This window comes from Rhizobium sp. Pop5 (genome assembly GCF_024721175.1).
Classification (GTDB): domain Bacteria; phylum Pseudomonadota; class Alphaproteobacteria; order Rhizobiales; family Rhizobiaceae; genus Rhizobium.
Genome location: NZ_CP099399.1, coordinates 776,647 through 791,949, shown reverse-complemented (window position 1 = coordinate 791,949; position 15,303 = coordinate 776,647). Strand labels below are relative to the sequence as shown.

At 62.1% G+C, this 15,303-nt stretch carries 14 protein-coding genes; 4 read left to right on the top strand and 10 right to left on the bottom strand.

The genetic code is table 11. The features are described from left to right. Positions 1-154: 154 nt before the first annotated feature. The 7 genes from NE852_RS06000 to NE852_RS05970 form a co-directional block, all read right to left on the bottom strand. The gene (locus tag NE852_RS06000; RefSeq protein ID WP_008529020.1) at positions 155-889 is read right to left on the bottom strand and encodes a L,D-transpeptidase; all 735 of its coding nucleotides are present in this window, start codon (positions 887-889) and stop codon (positions 155-157) included. A 178-nt stretch (positions 890-1,067) separates the two neighbouring features. Beyond that, positions 1,068-1,874, bottom strand: coding sequence for a L,D-transpeptidase (locus NE852_RS05995; RefSeq protein ID WP_258156294.1), 807 nt, complete (start codon positions 1,872-1,874; stop codon positions 1,068-1,070). A 148-nt stretch (positions 1,875-2,022) separates the two neighbouring features. Then, the gene (locus tag NE852_RS05990; protein ID WP_258156293.1) at positions 2,023-2,946 is read right to left on the bottom strand and encodes a S9 family peptidase; all 924 of its coding nucleotides are present in this window, start codon (positions 2,944-2,946) and stop codon (positions 2,023-2,025) included. Positions 2,947-3,124: 178 nt separating this feature from the next. After that, positions 3,125-4,747: a cisplatin damage response ATP-dependent DNA ligase gene (locus tag NE852_RS05985; RefSeq protein ID WP_258156292.1), complete on the bottom strand. Its 1,623-nt coding sequence runs from the start codon at positions 4,745-4,747 to the stop codon at positions 3,125-3,127. A gap of 203 nt (positions 4,748-4,950) precedes the next feature. Beyond that, entirely contained in the window at positions 4,951-5,961 is a 1,011-nt protein-coding gene (locus tag NE852_RS05980; protein ID WP_008529040.1) for a ligase-associated DNA damage response exonuclease, read from the bottom strand. Positions 5,962-6,155: 194 nt separating this feature from the next. Beyond that, on the bottom strand, positions 6,156-7,514 hold the full coding sequence (locus tag NE852_RS05975; protein WP_258156291.1) for a protein arginine N-methyltransferase: 1,359 nt from the start codon (positions 7,512-7,514) through the stop codon (positions 6,156-6,158). 326 nt (positions 7,515-7,840) lie between these two features. Next, complete coding sequence (locus tag NE852_RS05970) at positions 7,841-10,138, bottom strand: bifunctional diguanylate cyclase/phosphodiesterase (RefSeq protein WP_258156290.1); 2,298 nt, start codon at positions 10,136-10,138, stop codon at positions 7,841-7,843. 244 nt (positions 10,139-10,382) lie between these two features. Between NE852_RS05970 and NE852_RS05965 the strand changes: the two genes are divergently transcribed. Continuing rightward, the gene (locus NE852_RS05965; RefSeq protein WP_008529048.1) at positions 10,383-11,753 is read left to right on the top strand and encodes a TIGR03808 family TAT-translocated repetitive protein; all 1,371 of its coding nucleotides are present in this window, start codon (positions 10,383-10,385) and stop codon (positions 11,751-11,753) included. Positions 11,754-11,851: 98 nt separating this feature from the next. Further along, positions 11,852-12,517: a glutathione S-transferase family protein gene (locus tag NE852_RS05960; RefSeq protein ID WP_008529050.1), complete on the top strand. Its 666-nt coding sequence runs from the start codon at positions 11,852-11,854 to the stop codon at positions 12,515-12,517. Positions 12,518-12,520: 3 nt separating this feature from the next. Here the strand turns inward: NE852_RS05960 and NE852_RS05955 are convergent, their stop codons facing one another. Further along, positions 12,521-13,417 carry a LysR substrate-binding domain-containing protein gene (locus NE852_RS05955; protein WP_008529052.1) on the bottom strand — a complete coding sequence of 299 codons (897 nt, stop codon included), beginning with the start codon at positions 13,415-13,417 and terminating at the stop codon, positions 12,521-12,523. Between the two features lie 134 nt (positions 13,418-13,551). Here NE852_RS05955 and NE852_RS05950 point away from each other — a divergent pair, with 134 nt between their 5' ends. Then, positions 13,552-13,746 (top strand): hypothetical protein, encoded by a 195-nt coding sequence (locus tag NE852_RS05950; protein WP_008529053.1) that lies wholly within the window; start codon positions 13,552-13,554, stop codon positions 13,744-13,746. A 39-nt stretch (positions 13,747-13,785) separates the two neighbouring features. After that, positions 13,786-14,139, top strand: a complete 354-nt coding sequence (locus NE852_RS05945; protein WP_008529054.1) for an MmcQ/YjbR family DNA-binding protein — start codon at positions 13,786-13,788, stop codon at positions 14,137-14,139. Here NE852_RS05945 and NE852_RS05940 read toward each other — a convergent pair. Further along, entirely contained in the window at positions 14,130-14,750 is a 621-nt protein-coding gene (locus tag NE852_RS05940) for a glutathione S-transferase family protein (RefSeq protein ID WP_008529055.1), read from the bottom strand. The genes NE852_RS05945 and NE852_RS05940 overlap by 10 nt on opposite strands. Positions 14,751-14,848: 98 nt before the next feature. After that, the gene (locus NE852_RS05935) at positions 14,849-15,205 is read right to left on the bottom strand and encodes a hypothetical protein (RefSeq protein WP_008529056.1); all 357 of its coding nucleotides are present in this window, start codon (positions 15,203-15,205) and stop codon (positions 14,849-14,851) included. Positions 15,206-15,303 lie beyond the last annotated feature (98 nt).

Here is a 15,303-nt window from a genome sequence, read left to right as displayed (position 1 = left end):
TTTGAAAATAAAACTTTTCCAGGCACGGAAACGCGAAACAATTTTGCGCAGGGATAAAGCGGCGCTTTGCCTGGCAAGGCAGGGCTTGCCTGGCAAGGCGGGGCTTGCCGGAGATCGATGTGAGGCGGCCGGCTGATGGCCGCCTCGGCGACTGTTACTGCCAGACGACTATCGGCGCCTTTGTGGGAACGCGATCGTAGAGATCGATGATATCCTGGTTCAGCAGCCTGACGCAGCCCGATGAGACGGCCTTGCCGATCGAGCGCCAGTCGGGATTGCCGTGCAGACGGTAGAGCGTGTCCTCTCCATTGGAGAAGATGTAGAGCGCGCGGGCGCCGAGCGGGTTCTTCAGGCCCGGCTCCATGCCACCGTTGTCGATCGAATATTTGACGAGTTCCGGCTGGCGGGCGACCATCTCGTTCGGCGGCTTCCAGCGCGGCCATTTCTGACGCCACTGTATGACGCCTGATCCCTGCCAGGCGAAGCCCTCGCGGCCGATACCGACGCCGTAACGCATCGCCATGCCCCCATTCTCAACGAGATAGAGAAAGCGCGACGGCGTATCGACGACGATGGTGCCGGGAGGCTGGCCGGTGGGATCGACGACGCGCTGGCGATAATAGCGTGGATCGATCTGGTCATAGGGAACGGCAGGAATGAGGAAGCCGCCATCCTCGACGGGACCATAGATGACGGCAAGCTCGGCGTCGCTGGGCACGCTCGATGTTCCCATGGGCTGGAACAGGCGCATCGGCGAGCGGTAGATGATCGTCGAATCACCCGACGTCACCGTGTTGGCCGAGGAGGCGCAGCCGGTGAGCGCGGAGGCTGCGGTCAGCGCCGAAAGGGAAAGAAAGCTGCGGCGGGAAAGATGTCTATCGAAGCTCATGACGCGGGACTGAGTTCCTTTCGATGCGGGAAGCCGGAACGAAATGCCGGGTAAACCGACGATTCGTCCGATGTCGATAACGACACCTGAAAATCTATCGGCTTGCGCCAAATAAACCATAGCTTCACGCAGACGTGTCCGGCCGCGAGCGGACGATATGAGCAGCGCTGTTGCAGCGCTACATCACAACGATCTCAGCCTTGGCGGGAACGCGGTCGTAGAGATCGATGACATCCTGGTTGAGCATGCGAACACAACCCGACGAGGTGGCCTTGCCGATCGACTGCCAGTCGGGCGTGCCATGGATGCGATAAAGCGTATCCTGCCCGTCCTTGAAGATATACATGGCGCGCGCACCGAGCGGGTTCTGAAGCCCCGGATTCATGCCGCCGTTCTCAGCGGCAAAGGGGCGAACCTCCGGCTGGCGGGAAACCATCTCGACGGGCGGCGTCCAGCGCGGCCATTTCTGCTTCCACTGGATCATGCCACGGCCGGACCAGGCATAACCGTCGCGGCCGAGACCGACGCCGTAGCGCATCGCCTTGCCGTTGCCCTCGACGAAATAGAGGAAACGCGCCTTGGTATCGACGATCACCGTGCCGGGACGCTCGGCCGTCTGATAGTCGACCTCTTGACGCAGGAATTGCGGCTGCACACGACTGACCGGGATTGCCGGCAGAGTGAAATCCTCGTCGCGCAGCTCACCATACATCGCCATGTGCACCGGATTGGTGACCGGCAGGCCAAAGGTTTGATGGAACTGAGTCTGGTAGAGTTCGCGCGTCTGCGGCACCGGCTGGTCAGGGATAGGCCGCACCCGGCGCGGATCAACGCCGGGCGGCTGATAGAAGACCGGCGAGGTTTCCTGCACGAAGCGGGCCGGCAGATCGGCGGCGACATCGGGAATGAGGATGTTGCAGCCGCTCAGCGACGCAACTGCAATCACGAGCCCGGCAATCGGGAAGACCCGGCGCAGAAAATTCATGGAACCACCCTCATCAACGATCGGCAGACAGCGATATTGCCGGGAGAATGGCATTCGCGGCTGGCGCGAAGCTGGCGTTGGCGCACGCAAAACTCAATCGGGACACGGTAAACCCGCCAGCCGCGGCGGGTTTACGGATCAGCGAAACTCAGACTGCCACCCCGTGGAAGAAGCGGATGCTCTGTTCGATCTCGGCGGGCAGCGCCGAGGTGTGATTGCCAGCGACGGTTTCGGTCTCGATATGGGTGCCGGCGGCGCGGGCGCGGCGAGCAAGCAGATCGGCGCGGTCATTGAAATGGGCCTCTTCGGTGCCGTGGACGACACGGATCGGGCATTTGAAGCTATGGGCGTAGCACAGCGCCGACCGCACCTCGAATTCATGCGCGTTGCTGTCGTCGAAGCGGATGTCTTCGGGATAGCGGTTGAAGAAGCGGAAGGCATCAGGATTACCCGAAATCGGCGCGGCGGCACGGAATTTATGGGTGCTCATCGCCGTCAGCATGGTCAGTGTGCCGCCGATGCTGTGGCCGGCAATGAAGAGACGCTGAGGATCGACACCCGGCAAATGCGCCAGACGCTCGGTGGCGGCAAGGACGTCGTCGACCTCGTCATAGAAGCCGGAGAAGTTGCCCATCTGTCCGTTTTCGCCGCGCAGTGACGGCATCATCACGACGTAACCGGCGTCGATATAAGGCTTCATCAGCTGCCAGTGGCCGACACCCATGGCATTGCCACCGTGCAGGAAGAGCACGGCGGGTTTGGCGCTACGCTCGCGCTTGTATCTCGAAACCCAGGCCGCAAGCTCCAGCTCGCCGCCAGAGCCGGAACGATAGAAGATCTTGTCGGCGTCGGCAGGCGCATTCAGCGGTTCGTATTTGTCCGGCGCCGGCCCCTTTTTCAGCAGCTTCGTGCGGAAATGGTGGCGCACCTTGGCATAGTCGTGCTTGGCAAGGCGCGGCTCGTCGGGAACGTCGAAAGCGGCGGCCATTTGCGGCAGGACGAGTGCACCGGCAAGACCGGCCAGCACGGCGCGGCGCTGGCGGAAAAAGGAATTTTGTTCATGCGAGCTCATAATGCGGCACCCAAATCATCTCCCCCGGCCCAATCCAAATTAACCAGTTAGAACATGATGTCATCAGAAAACCGCTTACACCTTTCTGCATCACGCCCTGGAAAATTTGCACCGGAAGACTTTTGCCGCCAATACACGTCCTGTTGAAAATATCGCCCTGCGTCATTGTTGCGCAGGATCACTCCGGCTTGGCGTCGATCATGGCGATCAGCGTGCGCAGGCGGTCGGCCTCGTAGGAAGGCTTGTCGGGACGAAGGCGGGCGATACGGGGGAAGCGCATGGCCACGCCCGACTTGTGCCGCGTGGAGCGATTGATGCCCTCGAAGGCCACTTCGACGACGAAGCCGAAATCCTTGTCGGCGCGCACCGCGCGCACCGGACCGAAGCGCTCGGTGGTGTTGTTGCGCACGAACTTGTCGAGCAGCTCGAGCTCTGCATCGGTAAAGCCGAAATAGGCCTTGCCGACGGGCACCAGCTGTTCGCCGTCCTCGTCGTCGGCCCAGACGCCAAAGGTGAAATCGGAATAATAGCTGGAGCGCTTGCCATGGCCGCGCTGCGCATACATCAGCACCGCGTCGACATTATAAGGATTGCGCTTCCACTTGAACCAGGGGCCCTTCATGCGGCCGGCCTGGTAGATGCTGTCGCGGCGCTTGATCATCACGCCTTCGATGACGGGATCGGGCGGGGCGGCGCGCAGATTGTCGAGTTCCTCCCATGATGTGAAAGGAACGAGGGGCGAGAGATCGAAACGATCGTGGGGGGCGCGGTCGATGATCTCAGTCAGCCGGTTGCGACGATCGATATAGGTGCGGCCGCGAACATCCTCCTCCGCGTCGAAGAGCAGGTCGTATGTGCGGATGAAGGCCGGGTAGTCTGCAAGCATTTTCGCCGTGACGGTTTTGCGGTTCAGGCGTTGCTGCAGATCGGAGAAGGTGCGGGTCGGACTGTTGGAGCGCGCGGTGCCGCCGACCAGCAACTCGCCGTCGACGACACCGGAGAAATTGATCGCGTCGAGAACATCGGGAAAAGCGCCCGAAATGTCGTCGCCGGAGCGGGAATAGATCTTGCGCCTGTCGCCGGAACGCGAGAGCTGGACACGGATGCCGTCCCATTTCCATTCGGCGGCGTAGTCGGCCGGATCGAGACCATCGAGATCCCCCTCCTCGACCGCATTGGCGAGCATGACGGAATGGAAGATCGCCGGGGTCGCCAGCACCGGCTTCTCGCCGCCCGCTAGCCAGTCGAACAATGTCTCGTAAGGCGGCTGCAGGCCATGCCACAGCGTTTCGATCTCGGTGACGTCCTTGCCGCCAAGATCGGCGAGCGCCTGCTTGGCGAGACGGGCGGAAACGCCGATGCGGAGCGCGCCAGTCGCAAGCTTGATGAAGGCGAAGCGGCCGGACAGATCCAGCCGATCGAGCAGGTCGCGCACGAAGCTGCGCACCTCGGTGCGGCCGAGCGCGTTCATGCGGGTGACCACCTCCCCGAGACGCGGCTGAGCAAGAGCCGAGCGGTCGATATCCCTCTCATTGTCCCAGACGAGCGAGATGGTTTCGGCGAGATCGCCGACATAATCGTAGGAATAGCGAAACAGCACGTCGTCCATGCGCTCCAGCACCAGTTCACGCAGCATGGCGGGCTTGACGTTGCGCACTTCCAGCGTGCCGGCGATGGCGGCAAGGCCATAACCGCGGTCTGGGTCCGGCGTGTCGCTGAAATAATCGGTGAGCAGCTTCAGCTTGCCGTTGCGGCTGGGGGTCAGCACCAGGCGGTCGAGGAGGTCGGCGAAGGCTTTCATGGGTGCCTCCTGCCTCGGGGGCAAGGCCCCTCCCCAACCCCCTCCCCACAGGTGGGAGGGGCTAACCTGCGGCTGCGTCTTGCCCGAAAGCAACGGTGCTGCATGCAGGATCGTCAGAGGCGAAATGCGATGGGCGCAGCGCAGAAGCCCCTCCCCCTTGTGGGGCGGGGTTGGGGAGGGGTTTTCAGCAACGAACTCCATGCTTAATCCCCTTCATCCTCATAGCCCACCAGATGTAATGGCTTCGCCTTGATGCCCTGCAATTGGCACCAGCGCACCAGCGCCTCCTCGCGGCCATGGGTCACCCAGACCTCGGCCGGATGCAGCTCCCGGATGGTTTCCGTCAGTTCCGGCCAGTCGCAATGATCTGATATGACGAGCGGCAGTTCGACGCCAAGCTGTTTGGCGCGCTGGCGCACCATCATCCAGCCGGAGGCGAAGGCCGGCAGCGGCTCGTTGAAGCGCCTCGCCCAGCGTTCGGCGAAGGCCGATGACGGGCCGATGACGACGGCGCCCTTGAAAGCGGATTTGTCGCGGCTTTCGATCGTCGCCGGCAGTAGCTCGCCGAGATCGATGCCCTGTTCGACGTAATAGTCGCAGAGCTTCTCCATGGCGCCGTGGATATAGATCGGCTCGCCATAACCGGCGTCACGCAGCAGCCGGATGACGCGCTGGGCCTTGCCGAGCGCATAGGCGCCGACGAGATGGGTGCGCTCGGGAAATTGCCTGAGCGATGCCAGAAGCTTAGCCGTCTCGTCCATCGGATCGGGATGATGGAAGACCGGCAGGCCGAAGGTCGCCTCGGTGATGAAGACATCGCAGGGGACCGGCACATAGGCCGCGCAGGTCGGGTCAGGGCGGCGCTTGTAATCGCCGGACACAACGATGCGGGTGCCGTTCTTCTCGATGGCGATCTGAGCGGAGCCCAGCACATGGCCGGCGGGATGAAAGCTCACCTTGACGCCATTGACCACCAGCTCCTCGCCGAACACAGCGGCCTGTTCGCTGGCGCAAAAACCGTCGCCATAACGCAGGCGCATGATGTCGAGCGTCTGACGGGTGGCGAGCACGTTCACGTGGCCCGGCCGGGCATGGTCCGAATGACCGTGGGTGACGAGCGCTTGCTCGACCGGACGTACCGGATCGATATAGAATCCGCCCTCGGGGCAATAAAGCCCCTCCGGGGCTGGATAGAGCAACGCATCAGGTCTCATGAAGCTAGAGATAGCGAGAAATGGACGCGTGGCCAGAGGGCCGAAGAAAGGTGGCCACCGAAAGTGCCGGCACGACCACGACGCAAGCTCGTCGCCATCGTGATTCGGTCGAAAGTATCCTGATAGAAACGGCAATGGCCGCCTTTCCTCAAGACGGCCATGATGTTCTTCATTTGGTGCGGCAGAACCCTTGCTCAGGCGATGGGCGTCATCAGCAGGCTCGTCCTGTCGTGGCCAACCAGCATGGAGAGAGAAGTACCTGCCCGGACTTCTACCGGCTGCGGGAAGGTGTGAAGAACCTGGAGCCAGCCGCCATCATGATAGCCGTCAGGGTGGTTGTCGAAAACGACGCCCTCGATCAGGTCGACCTTCATCCACTGGACGACCCCGACCGCCGTGCCGCTTGCCTGAACCGGCACCGATATCTTGCGCAGCGCCGCGGCATGTTTGCGGGCGGTAAGGTCCACCGCGGCGATCTCGAAATCGTCCGAAAGCCTGGTCCATTCGGTCATCGTGCCATGAACGGGCAGACGCAACGGGGCGAGCGCATTGAACTGCGACATGTCGAAGCCGGAGACCTCGCCGACATGGGCATAGTTCGAGAGCGTTTCGCTGGCGACCAGGCAACCCATGGCGGCGGCGGCGCGAGGTATGACGATGGCGTCCTCGCGGATCAACCGGGCGTGGGCGTCCTCGAAGGTTTTCAGCACGTCTTCGGCCAGGAGATCGCTAGAAAGGATCTCGGAAATCAGGATGTCGGCGCGGGCTTTCATCTCCCTGCCGACGGAAAGTTCGGTCGAGGGCTTTTCGAAGAGGTCGATCTGCTCGCGATAACCATTGGCGGCGATGATCTTCTCCGCTGTCTGCGCTATGGCGGATACACTCTCACAGGTCGCAATATTGGTGGCACCGGCGCGCGCCGCCATCATCGACAGCAGGCCGCTGCCCGCGCCGATATCGAGGATCTGCGCGTCGGCTCCGCGTAGCTCTATGGCCCGGCGGATCGCCGCTTCGAACGCGTCGTTGCGTCTGGTGTCGTTCATCATGGCGATGTGCCAGAAGGGCACGATCGACGAGGAGATACGTCTTATCTGATGCCAGGCATTGATATTGTCCGGCTGGAGCCGCAGAACATGACGGAATTCGGCCAGCGCCTCCGGCTGCCGGCCGGAATCGGCCAGTGCGACGGCGAGGTTGTTGCGCACGACAGGATTTTCAGGCGACAGGCCACGTGCCATCTCATAGCAGCCGACCGCTTCCGCGGACCGGCCGAGCTGGCGCAGCAGCGCCCCCTTTTCCATGAGGGCGACGAGATGGCCGGGGTTGAGGCCGAGAAGCTTATTCCAGTAGTAGAGAGCGGTTTCGGCATCGCCTCTCTTTGCGACGACGCCCGCCAGCAGCGGCAGGATATCTATCGTGCGGTAATCCTTGTTCAGGACGCTGACATAGGCTTTCTCGGCGTTTTCGAAATCGCCCGACGCCTGAAAACTCATGGCGTCGTTCAGCGATTTGCGCGCGATCGAAATTCTCTCTTCCATGTCGATGCTGATCATTCCGGCTCCTTGGGCCTTCTCGAGACAAGCGGAGGAGCCGCGGACGAGCACACGCCTTCGGCCACGTACCTGCCCATGTACAGACTGACATGAGCGGGCGGCGACTCGAAGGTTTCCGTGAGCGAACGACAAACGAATCCTTCTGACGGGACCCTACGTTTGCCGCTCCGAAAAAGTTACTGAATTCTTAAGAAAATCCGCTGCCGCGGCTCAACGCCGCAAGCCTTCATTCTTTTGTGTTCCGATCAGGTGACCACCGCAGCGCCACAGCAACGGGCATATGGACCAACGAGATCGAGGCGGTCGGCAGGCTTGTGAAATGAGGTTCAGAGGCTGCCGGCCTTCAGCAGCACGACGATCTCCTCCGGTGAGACGGGCCTGGAGAAGCGGTAGCCTTGGGCCTCATCGCAACGGGCCTGGCGCAGGAAATCCATCTGGTCGTCGGTTTCGACACCTTCGGCGAGAACCGAAAGCTTCAGCGTCTGCGCCAGCGAAATCACGGCCGACACGATGGCGACGGCTGTCTTATCACCCGGCAGCGCCTCGACCAGCGAGCGATCCATCTTCAGGCGATCGAAGGGGAAGGTCTTGAGCGCCGCAAGGCTGGAATAGCCGGAGCCGAAATCGTCGATCGACAGGCGCACGCCAAGCCCGCGCAGCGATTCCATCATGGCGAGCGCGCGTTCGGCGTCCTGCATGACCACGCTTTCGGTCACTTCCAGTTCCAGCCAACGGGGCTGCAGGCCGTGCCGCTCGAGCGCCTCGGCAACGTGTTTTGAAAAATCCGGATCGGCAAACTGCTTGGCGGAGACGTTGACGGCGATCGTCAGCGGCGTCAGACCCATATCCTGCCAGCTGCGCGCCTGACGGCAGGCCTCGTTCAGCACCCAGAGGCCGAGGGGAACGATGAGGCCGGTCTCTTCGGCGAGCGGAATGAAATTGACGGGAGGCACCCTGCCCTTTGCCGGATGGTTCCAGCGCACCAGCGCCTCGAGCCCGGTGATGCGGCCGGTGGCGACATCGACCTGCGGCTGGTATTGCAGGAACAACTGGTCGCCGGTGATCGCCTGGTGCAGTTCCTCCTGCTCGCCGAGCGGCATTCCGACCGGCGCGCCGCCGGCATCGTGATGTTGCAACGTGTTGCGGCCGAGCTCCTTGGCCCGATACATGGCGCGATCGGCATTGGCGAGAAGCTCTTCCGAGGTCGCGCCATCGAAAGGAAAGGCAGCGACGCCGATGCTCGACGTAACGATGACCTCGCCGTCCTCGCCGCGGATCGGCCGGTTGATTGCCTTCTGCAACTCGCGAAGGCGGCGGGTGATGCCGGCATCGTGGCTCGACTGGTGGACGAGCACCACGAGGAATTCGTCGCCGCCGAGACGCACCACCATATCGGACGCCCGCACGCTGTTGGCCATGCGGGTGGCGACCTCCTTCAGCACCTCGTCGCCAGCGGCGTGGCCGCGGCCGTCGTTGATGTCCTTGAAGTTGTCGAGATCGATATAAGCGACGGTCACCTTGCGGTTATGGCGGCGCGCCTGGTCGAGGATATTGGCCAGCCGTTCCTTCAGAAAGGCGCGGTTCGGCAAGCCTGTGAGATCGTCATGATGGGCCATGAAATGGATGCGGTCATCGACACGTTTGCGCTCGATGGCGATGCCGGCAATATGGGTGGCGAGCGCCACCAGCTTCATCTCGTGCTCTGTCGGCCGGCGGACCTCCTTCGAATAGAGCGCGAAGGTGCCGAGCACGTTGTTCTGCGAGGTGGCGATCGGCGTCGACCAGCAGGAGCGGAAGCCGAAGGGGGCGACCATCACGCGAAAGTCCTCCCAAAGCGGATCACTCATGATGTCCTCGACGATCACGGGCTGGCCGCGCCAGGCGGCGGTGCCGCAGGAGCCGACCTTGGGACCGATCGTGACGCCATCGATGAGGCGACTGTAGCCGCCGGGCAGGTTGGGAGCCGCGCCGTGGTAGAGCCTCGTGCCTTCGCCGTCGAGCAGCAGCACCGAGCCGTCGATGCCGGTCAGCTGCGCCTCGATCATCAGCACCAGTGCCTCGAGGATCATCGGCAACGGCTCGTTGCGGGCGATCATTTCGAGCAGTTTTGCCTGGCCGCGATAGAGATCCTCCTGAAGCTTGCGTTCAGTGATATCACGGGAAACGCCGATCAGACCGACGATCTCGCCGCGGTCATTGCGCAGCGGTATCTTGGAAGTCAGGCGGCAGATCGGCCTGCCGCCGCCGGGAAGGACGTAGCTTTCCTCCATGTCGATGCGGGCTTGTCCCGTCGCCATGATTTGCTGCTCGGTATCGAAATGGCGACGCGCCGTCTCGAAATCGAATAGATCGAAATCACGCTTGCCGGTGAGCAGATCGGCACTTTCCAGGCCAAGGCTGCTGGCAGTGACGGCATTGGCGAAGACGAAGCGGCTGTCGCGGTCCTTGACGTAGAGAAAGTCGGGGAGCTCGTGGACAATCGTTTTGAGGCGCAGGTTCTCGATGCCCTCGGACAGATGGTGGGCGGTCGATGCCATCATTGTCTCCGTTGCGGCGACGATACGGCGCGTTTCGGCCGTCATGGCGTCGGTGGATTCCCGTCGCCTGGCACTCAATTCCGGCATGACGCCATTCTCCCCGGCGGCCGAAGGCCGTATCCGCAATAGTCATCATTGAAACTCTCTCGTGAGGGTAGTCGGCATTTCCTTCGGCTTGCTTAAATGAAAGAGTGAACAAGACGACAAAATCCGCGGCGATATCTTGCCCTCAGCTGCCGTGACACTGCAATTCCAGCTGCCTGTACCAAAACGATACATGCCAAACCGGCATGTTTCCTGCTACAGGCGCGTAATGATGAGAGATTCCGGAATGACTTCACGCCGCGACATGCTTCTGTTTCTTGCCGCCTCGGCTGTTGCGGGATGGACGGCGCCACGCGCATTCGCCGCACCGCTAGCGGCTGCGGCGGAGCCCGCTTTGCGCGGCGCGATCGACGCCGTGGATTATCGCGCCGTTCCCGAGAGCGGCGACCGCAAGACGCGAAACTTGCAGCAAATGATCGAACAGGCCGCGCGCGAGAATGTGCCGGTTTTTCTGCCGCCGGGGACCTACCGGGTCTCCAATCTCACCCTGCCCGACAATACCCGCATCACCGGCGTGCCCGGAGCGTCGCGCATCGTCTATACCGGCGAAGGCCATCTCTTTGCTGCTGAAAACGTGCGGCGTATCGAGCTTTCCAATCTCGTCATCGACGGCGGCAACCGCTGGCTCGGCGATTATGCCGGCGGGCTTTTGCAATTCACCGGCGTCGACGAGGTGCTGATCGACAATTGCGAGATCGGCGGCAGCCGCAAACATGGGCTGCAGTTGGAGCGCTGCGGCGGGCGAATCGAACGCAGCCGCATTTCGGGCGCGGCCCAATCCGGGCTCTATGCGGTGGAATCCGCCAATCTTTCCGTCACCGGAAATACGGTCTCGGATTGCGGCAATGGCGGCATCCTGGTGCATCGCTGGAAGAAAGCGGAGGACGGCACGGTTGTCTCAGGAAACCGCATCTCCAACATCCGCGCCAATGACGGCGGCACCGGCGAAAACGGCAACGGCATCAATATCTTCCGCGCCGAGGGGGTGATGGTTGCAAATAACCACATCTCCGATTGCGCCTTCACCGCGATCCGCGCAAATTCGGCCTCCGACATCCAGATCAACAGCAATCAGTGCCGGCGTTCGGGCGAGACGGCAATCTATGTCGAATTCGCCTTCGAGGGCGCCGTCGTTTCCGCCAACATGATCGACGGGGCAGCGAATGGCATTTCGATCGCCAATTTCGACGAAGGCGGCAGGCTGGCGAGCGTCACCGGCAACGTCGTGCGCAACCTGACGCTTCGCGGCCCCTACAAGCACGAAGTCGGTTTCGGCATCGGCATTGCGGCGGAGGCAGACACGCTGATTTCGGGCAATGTGATCGAAGGCGCGCCGCGCTGGGGGCTGCAGATCGGCTGGGGTCCCTATCTCAGAAACGTCGTCGTCAGCGGCAACGTGGTGCGCAAGGCCCCTGTGGGATGCGCGGTCTCGGTCGCCGAGGGCGCGGGAACGGCCGTCATTACCGATAATGTATTCCAGGAAACGGCCGAAGGAGCGGTTCTCGGTTTCCAGTGGGAGAAGAAAGTCTCCGGCGAAATGGCAAGCGGCAGTGCGCCTTATACGCAACTCACCGTCGAGCGAAACCGTGTCTCCTGACGGCCATCAAAAGCTTTCATCGTTCCATCAGCCGCAAGCACTTTTACAGGATTGATCCGGCATTTACGGTTCCCCGAACACATCGAGGGGAGACGTTCATGCTGACAATCTACGGAGTCTATCGATCGCGCGCTTCGCGGGTCTACTGGATGGCGGGGGAACTCGGGCTGGAATTCCAGTCGGTGCCGGTGCTGCAGGCAAGGCGGCTTGCAGATCCGCTGGCGCCAGAGGCGCCCCTCAACACGCACTCACCGGATTTCATCGCCGTGAACCCGATGGGGCAGATCCCCAGCATCAAGGACGGCGCCCTCGTCATGCACGAGTCGCTGGCAATCAATCTCTATCTCGCGCGCAAATATGGCGGGCCGCTTTCCGGACAAACCGTCGAAGAAGACGGATTGCTGACGATGTGGACCGTCTGGGCGGCGGCCGAAGTCGAACCGCAGACCGTGAAGATCGTGCTCACCTATGATAACGGGCTCGAAGACAGCGAAGGCGGCAAGCAAACGATCGCCGTCGCCTGCCGCTCGCTGCGCAGGCCGCTTGCCGTTCTCGAAAGCCATCTTGCCGGCCGGCAATGGATCGTCGGCGAACGCTTTACCGTCGCCGATCTCAACATCGCCGAGGTGCTGCGCTACGCCCAGAGCGAAGAGGCGCTTTTCCAGGCGCATCCGAACATCAAGGCCTGGATCGAACGCTGCCAGTCCCGCCCGGCCTACAAGACGATGCAGGAGACCCGCGGCAAGGAGCCGATCGAGGTTTGAGAACTACGGGAAAAGGGTCAAGGTTCCGGCCATTTCCTCACGGATCCAGGCCTTGAAATCCTTGACCTTCTTCGGCTCGCGCGTGCCTTCGGCCGTGACGAAGTAGTGACCGAAACCGGTTCTCGCGCGGATGCCGAAGGGTGCGGCCAGCCGGCCTTCGGCGAGTGCAAAGGCGGCAAGGGTCTGCCAGGCAAGCATGACGCCCTGCCCGGCAATGGCCGCATCGAGGCAGAGCGAGGCATCGTTGAAGACGTGGCGGGTCGCAAGCGTGGCGCCGGAAAGCCCGGCTTCGCGCATCCAGACCTCCCAGGTGAACATGGCATTGCCATCGATGATAGCAGGCAGTCCGAGGAGATCGCCAGGCTCCTTCAATTTCGCAGCCATATCGGGCGAGCAGACCGGAAAGACCTCCTGCGCAAGCAGCAGTTCGGCCTTCACATCAGGCCATTTGCCGGTGCCGACGCGGATGCCGATATCGACATCGCAAAGCGCCGGATTGACAAGATTGGTCGTCGCATCCAGCCGCAGCTTGATCTCGGGATGACGCTCGGCGAAGCGATCGAGACGGCAGACGAGCCACCGGGCGGCGAAAACCGGCGCCACGGAGATAGTCAGGATCGTGTCGTCCTTGCGGCTTGCAATCGATACCGCCGCCGACAGACGGGCAAAACCCTCGTCGAGCGCGGAAAGCACCGGCCGCCCGGCTTCGGTTACGATCATTCCCCTGGCGGTGCGCTCGAAGATCACCTGGCCGAGCTGGGCTTCCGCCTTGATGACCTGCTGGCTGACGGCGCCGACCGAGACACCAAGTTCGTCGGCGGCCGCCTGGAGCGAACCGAGACGCCCGACGGCTTCCAGCGCGCGCAGACCGTTGAGATGGACGGAGTTCAGGTTTTTCATATAGTTTTTCTATAGCACGACCGCGTCAATCTCAATTGAAAACTCGCCCCCAGGCGCCGATACTGCAGCGCAGGAAGCTTAACGACGCCGGCCATTGAGCGACCGTTATCGCAGCGAAGAAAGCGAGGCGCGCCATGTCATTGCTGAAGTTTTTCTTGAAACCCACCCTTAATTTGATCCAAGCGGACATTGCGGACGCCTCGTGGAAGGACGATCCGCTGCGGCATCCCGACGTCGAGCGCATGTCCATGCGCGAAATCGCCGACCTGCCACTCGGACGCCAAACCGGTTTTCTCGCAGCGAAGCCGCCACTGGCGAAATGCGCCTGAAAACATGATAGGTTTCGCCCCGAGAGAAGGCGCGGAGCAATGGCCGACGATGTCGATGCGGTCTTCAATCGTCTGAAGCGGCTGACGGCGGAAGCCGGCCTGCCCGACGTCGAGGAAGGTACCTCCTACGGCAATCCCGCGCTGAAGGTGGCTGGCAAGAGCTTTGTCGCGGTGAAGAATGCCGAGACAATGGTGATCTCGATTTCGCTCGACGATAAAGACCACCTGCTCGAAATGGCGCCTGACATCTATTTCCAGACCGATCACTATGTCGGCTGGCCGCATCTGCCGGTGCGTGCCGCCCTGATCGGCGACGCGGAATTGCGGCTGCGGCTGATCGGCGCCTGGCTGTTCCGGGCGCCGAAGAAGCTTGCCGCATGCTTTCAGGCCTGATCGTAGGCCAACGCCTGCTGGACGGCGGGGCGCTGCAGCATGCGGGCGCGATGATCGCTCGCCTTTTCGAAGCGCGCGGGATCGACGCCGTCAGAAGGCAGCCAACTCGTCATGGTGAAGAGATAGGGATCGGCGACCGAATAGGCGGCGCCCATGACCCATGGTCCTTCGAACATGGTCTGCTCGATCAGCGCGAAACAATCGGCCATGTTTTGCGGCACCTTCGCCTTCATCGCCTCTATAGCGGCCGGATCGTCGGCCCAGCGGGAACCGCGCGGACGATGGGCATGGTTCACATGGACGGTCGAGCAGATGTAGCTGTTGAAGGACTGCAATCTCGCAAATTCGAAGACATCGTCGAGCGGCGCCAGCTTGGCGGCAGGCGCGATCTGGGCGATATAGGCAAGGATCGCCGGCGTTTCCGTCAGCACACCGCGATCGGTGACAAGCGCCGGCACGCGACCCTTCGGGTTAATCTTCAGATAATCCGGCGAACGCTGCTCGCCGTCGCGAAGACTGATCTTCTTCGTTTCGAAATCCAGACCGGATTCTTCCAGGGCAATGAGGCTTGCGAGCGCGCAGGTTCCGGGCGCGTAGTACAATGTCAGCATGGTTCTCGACTCCCTTTCGACACGCCTTATAGCGCGGGGGTGGGCGAGCCGAAACCAGCGGGATGGAGGAGCCGGCGATTTCCGGCTCCTCCCCGCATTCAGCCGCAGCCCGGAACGTCTTCCAGCCGATGCCAGACCGGGATGCCGCGTTCTCTCGCAATGCGCACGTCATTGTCTGCCCCCTTGGAATCGCCGGGCAGGCGCAGCACGCCCTCGCAAAGCTGCAGCAGCCGACCGGCGACCGGATGGAAGATCTCTTCGTAGAGCGCGTCACCGACTGACCGGCCGCCGGCGGCATGCCAGATCGGCAGCGCCACCCACTCGCCGATCATCGGCACATGGCCGGCCGCAAACAGCGCATGCGAGGGTTCCTCCAGCCGCTTCAGGTTGGCGGCCATCTTTGCCGGGTCATCGCCCGTTCCGGACCGATAAGGGCCGGCAATCAAAATCAACATCATCCACTCCTTTGCCCGCTTGATGCGGGAATTCCCCGGCCTCATGCACGGGACCTCGTGAAAGTGCACGATATTTCTTGAATGTCGAGTCATTTCGT

Bases quoted from the DNA above. Each gene is read 5' to 3' on its own strand.
- NE852_RS05990 (WP_258156293.1), bottom strand. From the start codon at position 2,946: ATGAGCTCGCATGAACAAAATTCCTTTTTCCGCCAGCGCCGCGCCGTG.
- NE852_RS05945 (WP_008529054.1), top strand. From the start codon at position 13,786: ATGGCCGACGATGTCGATGCGGTCTTCAATCGTCTGAAGCGGCTGACG.
- NE852_RS05955 (WP_008529052.1), bottom strand. From the start codon at position 13,417: ATGAAAAACCTGAACTCCGTCCATCTCAACGGTCTGCGCGCGCTGGAA.
- NE852_RS05950 (WP_008529053.1), top strand. From the start codon at position 13,552: ATGTCATTGCTGAAGTTTTTCTTGAAACCCACCCTTAATTTGATCCAA.
- NE852_RS05975 (WP_258156291.1), bottom strand. From the start codon at position 7,514: ATGATCAGCATCGACATGGAAGAGAGAATTTCGATCGCGCGCAAATCG.
- NE852_RS05985 (WP_258156292.1), bottom strand. From the start codon at position 4,747: ATGAAAGCCTTCGCCGACCTCCTCGACCGCCTGGTGCTGACCCCCAGC.
- NE852_RS05965 (WP_008529048.1), top strand. From the start codon at position 10,383: ATGACTTCACGCCGCGACATGCTTCTGTTTCTTGCCGCCTCGGCTGTT.
- NE852_RS05960 (WP_008529050.1), top strand. From the start codon at position 11,852: ATGCTGACAATCTACGGAGTCTATCGATCGCGCGCTTCGCGGGTCTAC.
- NE852_RS05940 (WP_008529055.1), bottom strand. From the start codon at position 14,750: ATGCTGACATTGTACTACGCGCCCGGAACCTGCGCGCTCGCAAGCCTC.
- NE852_RS05980 (WP_008529040.1), bottom strand. From the start codon at position 5,961: ATGAGACCTGATGCGTTGCTCTATCCAGCCCCGGAGGGGCTTTATTGC.
- NE852_RS05935 (WP_008529056.1), bottom strand. From the start codon at position 15,205: ATGTTGATTTTGATTGCCGGCCCTTATCGGTCCGGAACGGGCGATGAC.
- NE852_RS05995 (WP_258156294.1), bottom strand. From the start codon at position 1,874: ATGAATTTTCTGCGCCGGGTCTTCCCGATTGCCGGGCTCGTGATTGCA.
- NE852_RS06000 (WP_008529020.1), bottom strand. From the start codon at position 889: ATGAGCTTCGATAGACATCTTTCCCGCCGCAGCTTTCTTTCCCTTTCG.
- NE852_RS05970 (WP_258156290.1), bottom strand. From the start codon at position 10,138: ATGCCGGAATTGAGTGCCAGGCGACGGGAATCCACCGACGCCATGACG.